Below are 10405 nucleotides of genomic sequence, written 5' to 3' on the forward strand. Positions count from 1 at the left end.
ATGACACGGCGTTTGGCCTGGCTGTGGTTGTGCTTGATCCCGGTGCTGGCAACAGCCCAGGACGAGCCGCTGCGCCTGGCCTGGAAAACCGCCCAGGGCGATGAGCTGCTGCACCTGAGCCAGGCTCAGGTGCTGTCGCGCGAGCCTTTGCCGACCAGCCTGCAGGCCCCGTTGGGCAGCCTGTGGAAGCTGTTCGTCTATGCCTGGCTGGCGGACACCGGTGCCCAGGAACCGGCTTATGCCTGCCAGGGCCAGTCCAAGGAAGAAGTTTATTGCTGCACCGCCGGCGGCGGCATTGGCCGCGACCAGGCGCTGGTGCGTTCCTGCGGTTTGTATTTCGAACCCCAGCGCTTGCAGGTGCAGGCCGATACCTGGCGCAGCTACTGGCAGGCGCGCCAGGCGCCGCCCTGGTTGCTGGACCTGAACCAGCTGCAGCCGCAGACCCGGGTGCCGGTGGCCGAGCTGTTGCAGGTGCTGGCCGTGCTGCCGGCTCAGGACCAGGCGCGGCGGGTATTGCTCGATGTGGTGCTGCACGCGGGTGACGGCCTGGTGGTCGGCGCCCTCGGCGGGCGCTTGCGGGTCAAGACCTGGAGCTGGCTCGGCGAGCAGGACACGCAATCGCGCCAGGGTGGTTTTGCCGGTTGGCTGGCAGATGGCACGCCGCTGTGGGTCGCGGGCCGTGGCACCAGCCAGCGGGTGCTCAAGGACTACGCCGAGGCCCTGGCCACTTTGTTGCCGGTCAACGAGCCGCTGGATAAGGGCCGCTGCGTGGCGGTCAATTTGTTTTCCCGCTACCCGATACACCGGCTCAGCCAGAACGGCCAGGCGATCAAGACTGGAGCCTTGCAGGGCGATTACCGGGTCGAGTTCGTCAACGGCAATCAATTGGACATCCACAGCTCCGGCGAATTGTTCTTGCAGCAGGACGCCGGCCAACCGCGCCTGGTGGCCCGCCTGGACCGTGAGGAATACGTCGCGCGGGTGCTGCAGCGCGAAGCCAGCGCGCAACCGGTCGAGGCGGCCAAGGCCCTGGCGGTGGCGATCCGCACCTACCTGCTGCAAAACGCCGACCGCAGCGGCGAGTGCCTGAGCATCGACGACAGCAGCGACCGCCAGCGCGTGGCGCCGCGTCCGGCCACCCAAGAGGCGCGGGCCGTTGCCGCCTGGACCAGCGACCTGATCCTGGCCGGGACTCAGGTCACCTACCATTCGGATCAGGCCGGCGAAGACAAACTGTCCTGGCAACAGGCGATGCAGCAGGCCCGGTCCGGCCAGCGCTACGACGCCATCCTGCTGCATGCCTACCCCAGGGCCAGCTTGAGCCGCTGGGACAACCCGGTGGCCTCCTGCGAACCCTTGCCGGCGGCCCAGGACTGGCTGCAAAACCAGCGCCGCCGCTGGCGCCAGCCCCTGGATCGGGAGATTGGCTACAACGAAGTCGAGCATTTTGCGGTGTGCCGCCTGGCCTTTGGCCGGCCGTATGTCGATCGCGAGCGCCAGCGCATTTACGTGCGCGGCGTGCTGTCGCTCCAGGACCGCCTGGACCTGACCCATGAATACCTGCACCTGGCCTTTGAAGCTCATCCCAATGGCCAGGATGAAACCTACATCGAAGGGCTTGCCCGCCACCTTTTACTGGAATAGGCCATGAAACTTCCTTATCCCCCGGTCATTCTGCTGCTCTGTGGGCTGTTCACCCTGGCGCCGGCCCTGGCCGACAGCAGCGTTCACCTCGACACCCCACGCGGCGGCTGGCGCACCGGCGCGGCCGATGGCGAACTGTTCGAGCAGACCGTCAACTACCCGGCCTCGTCGGTCAACACCCCGGCTGGCCAGTCCGACACCGCGCGCATCAGCGGCCAGATCAAGGGCGCGCCCAAGGCCAGCGGCGAGCCGGGCAAACTGATCGTCAACGGCGTTGCCATGCCCCTCAAGCTGGATGGCGAAGGGCGCTTCGATCGGCCGTTTTCCTTTACCAACGGCAGCAACAGTGTGGAAGTGCGCAGCGCCGATGGCCAACAACGCAAACGCGTGCAGTTTCTCAACAGCGGCGGCGGTGCCACGCCACCGAAGTTGCGGGTGCTGCTGTCCTGGGACAGCGACAACACCGACCTCGACCTGCACCTGATCACCCCCGACGGCGCCCATGTCTGGTACGGCGACCGCGTGGCGCCCAACGGTGCGGCCCTGGATGTGGACGTCACCACCGGCTACGGCCCGGAAATCTTCGCCATGCCGGCGCCGCTCAAAGGCCAGTACCTGGTGTACGTGAACTACTACGGCGGCGGTTATCGCAGCACCGACGATGACGACGAAAGCCCGTCCGACGCGGTGCAGCCGCTGACCACCGCCCAGGTCACGCTGATCACCGAGGAAGGCACGCCGAATGAAAAGACCGAGTCGTTTATCGTGCCCATGCGCGCTCCGGGTGAGTTGACGCTGGTCAAGCGCTTCAGCTACCCGTGATGGCGCCGCGCAAGGCCCGCGGCTGGTGCGCAGCCCTGGTTCTGGGGTGTGTGCCGGCCATGGCGGCGACGGTGGAGGTGGGCAATCAGAACGGCTGGTCTGCCTCGGCTTCGGGGCCTGCGCTGGCCTTGATGCACCTGGACGGCTGCCAATTCAGCCTGCCGCTGGCCGAGCAGCAGTCACTGACCTTTGTCACGCCCCATGCCCTGTTCATCGAGGCAAAGCGCGGCGATCAGGCGCGCAACCGGCCCTATCTGTGGCAGGCACCCACCCACTCCGGCTATGCCTGGAGCTTCAGGAAACCCGGTGCACGCCAGGACAAATGGTTCGGCCTGATGTGCGACAGCCCGGAGTATTTCAGCTTCCAGGGGCCGTACACGCCGGACCCGACGCAAGAATACAACCCGGCCATCGAGTCCCTGCGCCAGGACAGCGAACGCAAATGCCCGGCCACCCTCACCGGGCACGGCTGGGTCCCGAGTCCCCAGGCCGGTCCGGCCAGCAGCTATGTGTTCAAACCCCTGCAAGGAACCAACTGGAGTGGCTTTATCTTCGGTTTTCGCAACCCGGGCCGGGACAGCTTCGGCCGTGTCAGCTTCTGCCTGGTGCACGGCGATAACGTGCTGCTGGGCGCAGCGGAAAACGATCCACAGCCCCTGGAACTGAGCCCGCGCACCTTGGCCGAGATCACCGCCATCGTGTCCTCGATCACCTTTCCCTGAATCAGTGCGCGCGCGGGCAGGCCGCCGGCGTGATTTATTGCCGCAAGACAATACGACTCGCCCGGGCTTGCTTTGCAATGAACCACCGTTCATTGGCAAGGAGATGCACATGGGGGCTTTTCAGTCGTGGTTGAAAGTGTGTGTGGTGGCCTGCGGTTGTGCTGCCACCTCGGTGCTGGCTGGCGGCGCCGACGGGTTGCAACGGGTCAAGGTGGAGTTGGTGACACCGCCCCAGGTGCATCCCCACGAACAGGTGGTCAGCGGGCCGCCGAAAGTCATGCAGTTTCACATGCGTGTCGAAGAGAAAAAAATGGTCATCGATGACCAGGGCACCACGCTGCAAGCCATGACCTTCAACGGGTCCATGCCCGGTCCGACCCTGGTGGTGCATGAGGGCGACTACGTCGAACTGACCCTGAGCAACCCGGCCACCAACACCATGCCGCACAACATCGACTTTCATGCCGCCACCGGGGCCCTGGGCGGCGCGGCGCTGACCCAGGTGCTGCCGGGCCAGGAAGTGGTCCTGCGCTTCAAGGCCGACCGCAGCGGCACCTTTGTCTACCACTGCGCACCGGCGGGCATGGTCCCTTGGCATGTGGTCTCGGGCATGAGCGGGACCCTGATGGTGCTGCCCCGTGACGGTTTGAAAGACCCAGGCGGCAAGCCCTTGCACTATGACCGCGCCTACACCATCGGTGAGTTCGACCTGTATATCCCCAAGGATAAGGACGGGCACTACAAGGACTACCCGGACCTGGCTTCAAGCTATCAGGACACCCGCGAAGTGATGCGCACACTGACCCCGAGCCATATCGTGTTCAACGGTCGGGTCGGCGCGCTGACCGGCGCCAACGCCCTGACCGCCAAAGTCGGTGAAAGCGTGCTGTTCATCCATTCCCAGGCCAATCGTGACAGCCGTCCGCACCTGATCGGCGGCCATGGCGACTGGGTCTGGACCACCGGCAAATTCGCCAATGCCCCGCAGCGCAACCTGGAGACCTGGTTCCTTCCCGGCGGTTCGGCCCTGGCCGCGCTCTACACCTTCAAGCAACCGGGCACTTACGTGTACCTCAACCACAACCTGATCGAAGCCATGGAGCTCGGCGCCCTGGCCCAGGTCAAGGTCGAAGGGCAGTGGGACGATGACCTGATGACCCAGGTAAAAGCCCCGGGGCCGATAGCTCCGGTCAAACCGTAGAGTGAGGGGTAGGTCGCGCGGGTGATGCCCGCGCAGAGTTTGGCGCGCAGGTCGGTCGTTTCGACGACCTGCGCGCCAGCCGCAATCGGCGCTGTTGTTGGCGGGGGACGGTCAGTCAGTCGCTCTGATCGGCGGTGGACAGTACTTCGTCGATCTTCCAGCAGCCCTTGTCCTTGATCATCTGTACATCAAGGATCTGGGTGGTGTCCGGGGTGTTGCCCAGGGTGACCTGCTCCTTGGCGCTGGAGCCCTGGATCTGCGGCTCGCTGACCTTGATCTGGGTCAGCCATTCATCCATGTAGTCCTGGGCCTTGAGGAAGTAGTCTTCTTCCAGGCCGTCGGGGCTGGCCATCTGCTTCTTGATCTTGGCGATCAGCGCGTCCGAGACATACTTCTTCATCTCCGGGACGCTGTCGGTCAGCGGATCCTTGTCCTGGCTATAAGTCTGCAGATACCAGTTGTAAAACGCCTGGGTGACCGGCTTGGGCGAACTGGCGCAATCCGCCAGGGCCAGTGGCTGATGCAAGGCGACGGCAGCCAGCAGCGAGCAGAAAAGCATTCTCATGGATGACCCCTTATGGATGGCGATAGATTTTGTAGTCGGGCTTCTGCACCCGATAGGAATGCCCCGGGTAGAAACCATGCAACTGCTTGAAGTCCGACACCCAGAGTTTGCCGTTGAACATCGCCATATGCCCATGGGGATGGCCGGGAATGGGCTGGATAATCACCACGTCGCCTGCATCAGGGGCCTGGCCGGCCGGCTGCTCGACAAAACCGGCGGAGATCAGGGACGAGCCAAAGTCCTTGGCCGAGTGCTTTCGGTGCAATATCACGCCACCGCCGCCGGCCTCGATCGCCTGGCGCGTATAGGCCGCACAGCGCCCCGTACTGCCAGCGTGAGCATGCGAGTTCAAGTGATTGATAGCGGCTTGTTTATTCCACATTCCTTGTCATCCGAAAGTCCTTGAGAGCGGGGAGTTTATGCGGGCGATGGCACTGCCGGAAATACTGGCTAAGTGCCTTTTTATGGGGCTTTGGGGGATGGGTCACAGTTCATTCAAGCGCAACCCGCAAGATCAGGCACGTCGCGGCCTCAGGGGGACGGGCGCAACGGTCATCTGACTCAGCCTGAATGGGCCTCCGCTACCTCCCGCGACACCGCCTGCACCCGATTGCGCCCCAGCCCCTTGGCGCCATACAGCGCCTGATCCGCCTGCGAGAGCAGGTGCGGCAGCTCGTACCCGGCCTCCTCGCTGGTCACCACGCCGATGCTGACGCTGAGCAAGCCGGGTTCGAGCATTGTCAGCTGTGCGAAGCCGTTGCGAATGCCTTCGGCCACCTGAAGGGCGCTGGCTTGATCGGTATCTGCCAGCAGACAGGCGAATTCTTCGCCGCCAATACGGGCAAACACATCATGGGTACGCAGTTGCTGCGCCAGCACCTGGCTGAAGGCAATCAGGGCCAGGTCGCCGGTCTGGTGGCCAAAGTTGTCGTTCAAGCGCTTGAAGTGGTCCAGGTCGCACAGCAACAACGCCACCGGCACCTGACGCTGCTGACAGTCGAGCAGGGCGCGCTCGGCACCGAGCATAAACGCGCGGCGGTTGCCGATGCCGGTCAGGGCATCGCACAGGGCAGCGGCCTTGAACTTGAGTTCGACCCGCTCCTTGACCATGGCCAGGGTCACGTAGGCAATGCCGATCACATACAGCATCGACTCGAACAGCATGAACGAGAAAAACGGCACCCCTTCGCCATCGCCCGTAAGCGCCTGATCCAGTGGCAATGCCTGATCGACAACGCTGCGTACGCAATAGAAGGCGGTGTGCAGCAAGGTCAGGGTCAGCGCGGGGAGGTAAGCCACTTCCAGTTGCCGGCGGTTGCGCCAGAACTCCAGCGCGGTCAGCACGCCGTACGTCGCGGTCATGAGCGAGTAGAGGGAAACCCGCAGCTCCAGCGAGTGGTAGAAGGCCGGGATCAGGCACAGCAGAAACCAGGTGCCCGCGCCGGCGAGAATCCCCGGGACCGAGGCTTGGCGCCCGTTGAACACGCGCATGGCCGTCCAGTTCAGCGCGGCGCTCAGCAGCAGAATCATATTGCCCAGCACCACCGGCAGCGGATCGATGCCCATGCCTCGCGCGCTCACCAGCACCATGCCCACGGCGGCCAGCAACATCATGCCGCTCAGGTAGGCCAGCGGGCGCTCGCGGGTTTCCCGGCACCAGGCATGAAAGGTCAGCAACCCCATGAGGCAAAAAATGAAGATCGCGACCACGAGCAGGGTTTGGATGTGCAGCGCCATGTCCTTGGATCTCTTTCAGCGTCGTGCTGAGGTTCACCGGCAGTGGGGAGGGGCGCAAGCCGGGCCGCGCGCCGGTATCGAGCGCCACGAGTGTAGTGACACCCCATGCCCTGTGGTGCCTGGCAGCGGGTGTGCATTGAGGCCCTGCGCCGGCTTTTTAACCGGCGGCGGCGCAACTCATCAAGGAATTGCCCCACACAAGGCATTGCCCTGGTATCTGTGCATCAGCGGCGCCATAAACATGAAGGGGCCGCAGGCGTAGAACGTCGAGGTCATGCTCTGGCTGGTGTAAAGCAGCGGTTTTTCTACGCCATAGACGTTCTTGCCATAGGCAATTTCGCTGTAGGACTCACAGACCGGCAACTTGAGCGGGATCGGAATAATCACGACCAACAAGGTGGTGCCGCACCATTCGCGGGTCGAGGGCGATTTTTCCGAACGGGTAATCAGCGGTTTTTCGTTGTAAGAGGTGAGCTGATCGTGGGCGCTGGATTTGCTCGTGGTTTTACTGGTGGTGTCGACCCAGGCGCCCACACAGCCCGTCAGGCTCAAGGCAAGGAATGCTGAAACAGGAATTTTTTTCATGGCGAGCCTGGAAGAGGAAGGAGCATCAGCCCGCGGTCGTGCGTTGCGCTGAAGGGGTGGGCAATCATACGGATCCCACGCGGTTTTTCGAGCGACTTCGCATCTTCTTGGCGGCCAGCCGCGCGATGGCTGCAGGTTGGCGCCTGTGTGGCCGGGCGAGCGCAATAGCTCGGGCGCCACAGCCGGATGTGGTGTTAAATACGCGCCCGGAAATACCCCGTGGCCAGTGTCCAGTCGGCATGCTCTTGCTGTGGCGAGCGGCGTGGGGAAGGAATCTGCTCACATTCACATGGATGGAAACCCAATGCCCGCACCTGCCCCACAACCCGTGTCTTCGGGCCCATCACGCCTGCTGGTGGCCTCGTCACTGGTCGCGATTTTCGGTGTGCTGATCATGTTGCTGCGTGTCGCCCAGCAAAACTACATGCTGGCCATCGGCGCGGCCTGGGTCGCCAACGGCCTGACGATGATTTTTCACGTGCTGTACTGGATGCGCTACGGCCTGTCAGGTGCCTGCAAGGCTGCGGTTATCCTGCAAATCGTGATCACCGTGGCTCCGCTGTTTTTCGGCTCGTTCGGGCTGGCCCTGGTGTTTCTCATGACCGGTGGTGAACTGCGCTTTTGGTGAGGCAGCGGCTTTTTAAGCCGTTGGCGTGATCTCGAAGAAGTGATCGGGCAGGTGGGCGCGGCTCAGGCCCCTGTTCGAGCAAGTGGCGTGGCATTCAGGCGGATAAGGATGGCTTTCAAAAAGGCATTAAAAAGCCGGCTTGTGGTTGGCTTTTTATTGATCTATATTTTTGAAAAATAACGAATTAGATCTTCAAGAAAGCACTCTGGGCCCCCATTTGTTCCCCCACTTTTTCGTGGTTTTTGCATGACATTTGACCGGCTTTTTTGTGGTTCAACCTGCAGGCTTTTCATGAGGTTCGAATCAGAAGCATGCAGACCTTCGCTCGGCGACTTTTCGTACCAACCCTAGTTAACATCAGGGCGCCAAGTCACCTCACGCTTCCGATTTCTAAAGTTTATTTCGGAGTTTAGTTAGATCCGCTCGTTAACCCTCGGCGGATCAGATCAACAACCGTCATGACCAGGCCAGATGCGTATCGCTGGGCTAGCATTCTTTCCTCTGCGTCTTCCTCGTTCTTACCATATAGGAACTGTGCGTAGGAAACCGGCCCAGTGAGTTCAAAACCCTCTGCATCGTCGCAATCACAGAACCGGAGCTCTAATGCTTTGAGAGCGGCGTCTACCGCCGGTTGGTGTAGGCCTGTCGACGCTCTGTCGATGAATTGTGCTGCTACAGCCTCAGGAGGGCCGAAGTACTGCATCACATGAATTAGATCCCCCGCATCCTTGGGTTCAGTACGACTGTCGAAGGCAAGGGCTTTGAGAATGATAAAAGCTGTGAAATCTGCGTACCGGACCGTTTCGCGCGAGATTCCGCCGCCATCCAGTAGGCTGGCTGTGACCAGCCTCTCCTCATACCATTCATGTACGATTTCAGCATGCTCGATCGGCAACGCAGCGACATCTTCACCGTCGACGTTTCTTGCTTTGCCTGGAGGCGACTCAGCCGTGGCACCCTGTAAAAACTCTACAAGGACGTACTCGTGCTCCGATAAGCGTCGCATCCAACGCCAACCAGAGGACCAGCCATTCAGCGGGTTAACATAGCGCTCAAATCCGCGCTCCTTCAACTGTTGGCCGAGGGAAGCGTAACCCTCGCCATCAGCCATCAACTGAAGGTTCAACACCATGTCCACATCCGAAGTGCCGAAATGTGCAGGAACTTCAGGCGACTCTGGCGTGAGGTACCTGGGCACCAATCCGCCTACGAGGCGAAGCGTCGATTTAAGGGTGCCAAACGCTCCCAGAAGCGTCACAAGAACTTGTTCGCAGGCATCGGTCTTATCAGGGGAATAGCCAGCTGCAGTCTTGGGTTTTGGTTCTAATGCCATGGTTTAGACCTTCAAAATGTCCTGTCGGAACTGAGCTGCCAGCTCAGCATTTCGGCCTCGACCATCCAGCAAGTCCAGATATTGAACGAATGGACTGGCAAACCAGCCCTCATACCCCTCTAGGCGCTGTCGGAAAAGCATGCTTGAGCCGGAGCGTTCGATCAGCACTACGTTGGTCCCTTTCTCAGCAGGCTTCAGTCCAATTATGTGGGCCATCTCTTCAATGCGCCCGGGCGTGACCTGTAGCTCTGCGGTATTTGTCTGGGTAAGTAAGGGAGAGATAGCGTTTGCAGCAATTGCTCCGGTGATGGCCCATTCGATGTCATAACCGGCCGCCTCAGCTCTGTAGCTGATCTGGTTCAAAAGTTGGCCGGGTTTGGGGCAGAAAAAGTACCATTTAGTTTTGTTTTCTTTCCGCTTTTGCCAAGCCTCAACCCAAGCGTCTAGTAGATCTCCCGGTTTGGAGAGCCTTCTGCGCAGTTGGCGCCCCTTGCCTTCGGATTCCACCCACTCCAGTCGCTCAAGCTCTTGCAGGACCGTTGAAACAGTGAACGATGAGGTTTTGGACAATTCTGAAAGAGCTAATCCTGTGAGCCAGTCGCCTTTGCTCTGCAGCAATGCGTGGATCACCATCTCGCGAGAGCCGGTAAAAAGGGAAATGGTACGTTGCTTTGGAGAGGTCTTAGGTTTGCGATCAATGTTGACTAGCCATTTATCATGATGCAGGTATAGCGAGCCACTGGCATCGTAGAAGCCTATCCCTCGGCGGATTAGCTCTTCACGGGCACCGTAACTCAACTGTTCTGCTAGGAGCATTGGGACGATGGCATTGTCTGTTGGGGCGCTGCGGTATCCATCTAGAACCCATACTGCTTGGCGAACGTCGCGAGGGTATACCACTCGCTTGAGTTCTATCGGCATCTCCCATGTTCCAGAAGGTGTTGCGATCTTGAGCAGGAGATCAACGTTGCCATCATGGCATGGAACCTCATATTTTCGGTCCAGAACCTTGGCGCCCGTCGCGCGTTGAAATGACTCAACGAATGACTCGATAAGTGGGAGCTGGTCGTGCTCAGAAATCTCGTACCGCATAGCTTGATCGTCCAGATAATGTAGCAAAATAGACGTTTGTTTATGTTTTTTTATAGGTTAGCTGTACAGATAAGCA

General features: G+C 60.7%; 11 protein-coding genes. 5 read left to right on the top strand and 6 right to left on the bottom strand.

The genetic code is table 11. The annotated features are described in order from the left end of the window. From CF161_RS03760 to nirK, 4 genes are all read left to right on the top strand, one after another. The gene (locus CF161_RS03760) at positions 1 to 1644 is read left to right on the top strand and encodes a DUF2300 domain-containing protein (RefSeq protein ID WP_043228582.1); all 1644 of its coding nucleotides are present in this window, start codon (positions 1 to 3) and stop codon (positions 1642 to 1644) included. Positions 1645 to 1647: 3 nt separating this feature from the next. Further along, complete coding sequence (locus CF161_RS03765; RefSeq protein ID WP_020295232.1) at positions 1648 to 2466, top strand: YfaP family protein; 819 nt, start codon at positions 1648 to 1650, stop codon at positions 2464 to 2466. Further along, complete coding sequence (locus CF161_RS03770; RefSeq protein WP_020295233.1) at positions 2466 to 3188, top strand: hypothetical protein; 723 nt, start codon at positions 2466 to 2468, stop codon at positions 3186 to 3188. The genes CF161_RS03765 and CF161_RS03770 overlap by 1 nt, the downstream gene beginning before the upstream one ends. A gap of 109 nt (positions 3189 to 3297) precedes the next feature. After that, entirely contained in the window at positions 3298 to 4389 is a 1092-nt protein-coding gene (gene nirK, locus CF161_RS03775; protein ID WP_020295234.1) for a copper-containing nitrite reductase, read from the top strand. A 115-nt stretch (positions 4390 to 4504) separates the two neighbouring features. Here nirK and CF161_RS03780 read toward each other — a convergent pair whose 3' ends face one another. From CF161_RS03780 to CF161_RS03795, 4 genes are all read right to left on the bottom strand, one after another. Continuing rightward, positions 4505 to 4954: a DUF3828 domain-containing protein gene (locus CF161_RS03780; protein ID WP_043228586.1), complete on the bottom strand. Its 450-nt coding sequence runs from the start codon at positions 4952 to 4954 to the stop codon at positions 4505 to 4507. A 10-nt stretch (positions 4955 to 4964) separates the two neighbouring features. Next, positions 4965 to 5219 carry a hypothetical protein gene (locus CF161_RS03785; protein ID WP_256206339.1) on the bottom strand — a complete coding sequence of 85 codons (255 nt, stop codon included), beginning with the start codon at positions 5217 to 5219 and terminating at the stop codon, positions 4965 to 4967. A gap of 296 nt (positions 5220 to 5515) precedes the next feature. Further along, the gene (locus CF161_RS03790; protein ID WP_020295237.1) at positions 5516 to 6691 is read right to left on the bottom strand and encodes a diguanylate cyclase; all 1176 of its coding nucleotides are present in this window, start codon (positions 6689 to 6691) and stop codon (positions 5516 to 5518) included. Positions 6692 to 6871: 180 nt separating this feature from the next. Further along, complete coding sequence (locus CF161_RS03795) at positions 6872 to 7276, bottom strand: hypothetical protein (RefSeq protein WP_043228589.1); 405 nt, start codon at positions 7274 to 7276, stop codon at positions 6872 to 6874. Between the two features lie 304 nt (positions 7277 to 7580). Here CF161_RS03795 and CF161_RS03800 point away from each other — a divergent pair, with 304 nt between their 5' ends. Then, complete coding sequence (locus tag CF161_RS03800) at positions 7581 to 7904, top strand: hypothetical protein (RefSeq protein ID WP_020295239.1); 324 nt, start codon at positions 7581 to 7583, stop codon at positions 7902 to 7904. A 409-nt stretch (positions 7905 to 8313) separates the two neighbouring features. On the opposite strand, the gene CF161_RS03805 is transcribed toward CF161_RS03800, so the two are convergent. Both CF161_RS03805 and CF161_RS03810 read right to left on the bottom strand, forming a co-directional pair. Continuing rightward, positions 8314 to 9237 (bottom strand): hypothetical protein, encoded by a 924-nt coding sequence (locus tag CF161_RS03805; protein ID WP_043228592.1) that lies wholly within the window; start codon positions 9235 to 9237, stop codon positions 8314 to 8316. Between the two features lie 3 nt (positions 9238 to 9240). Then, a complete protein-coding gene (locus CF161_RS03810) occupies positions 9241 to 10329 on the bottom strand; it encodes a type IV toxin-antitoxin system AbiEi family antitoxin (RefSeq protein WP_020295241.1) in 1089 nt (362 codons plus the stop codon). Positions 10330 to 10405 lie beyond the last annotated feature (76 nt).

The sequence above is a fragment of the Pseudomonas sp. CF161 genome (assembly GCF_000416215.1).
In the GTDB taxonomy this organism is placed as follows: Bacteria; Pseudomonadota; Gammaproteobacteria; order Pseudomonadales; family Pseudomonadaceae; genus Aquipseudomonas.

What these genes read in the sequence shown, in the direction of transcription:
- CF161_RS03770 (WP_020295233.1), top strand. Translation starts at nt 2,466, where the DNA reads ATGGCGCCGCGCAAGGCCCGCGGCTGGTGCGCAGCCCTGGTTCTGGGG.
- CF161_RS03765 (WP_020295232.1), top strand. Translation starts at nt 1,648, where the DNA reads ATGAAACTTCCTTATCCCCCGGTCATTCTGCTGCTCTGTGGGCTGTTC.
- CF161_RS03790 (WP_020295237.1), bottom strand. Translation starts at nt 6,691, where the DNA reads ATGGCGCTGCACATCCAAACCCTGCTCGTGGTCGCGATCTTCATTTTT.
- CF161_RS03810 (WP_020295241.1), bottom strand. Translation starts at nt 10,329, where the DNA reads ATGCGGTACGAGATTTCTGAGCACGACCAGCTCCCACTTATCGAGTCA.
- CF161_RS03795 (WP_043228589.1), bottom strand. Translation starts at nt 7,276, where the DNA reads ATGAAAAAAATTCCTGTTTCAGCATTCCTTGCCTTGAGCCTGACGGGC.
- CF161_RS03805 (WP_043228592.1), bottom strand. Translation starts at nt 9,237, where the DNA reads ATGGCATTAGAACCAAAACCCAAGACTGCAGCTGGCTATTCCCCTGAT.
- CF161_RS03760 (WP_043228582.1), top strand. Translation starts at nt 1, where the DNA reads ATGACACGGCGTTTGGCCTGGCTGTGGTTGTGCTTGATCCCGGTGCTG.
- nirK (WP_020295234.1), top strand. Translation starts at nt 3,298, where the DNA reads ATGGGGGCTTTTCAGTCGTGGTTGAAAGTGTGTGTGGTGGCCTGCGGT.
- CF161_RS03800 (WP_020295239.1), top strand. Translation starts at nt 7,581, where the DNA reads ATGCCCGCACCTGCCCCACAACCCGTGTCTTCGGGCCCATCACGCCTG.
- CF161_RS03780 (WP_043228586.1), bottom strand. Translation starts at nt 4,954, where the DNA reads ATGAGAATGCTTTTCTGCTCGCTGCTGGCTGCCGTCGCCTTGCATCAG.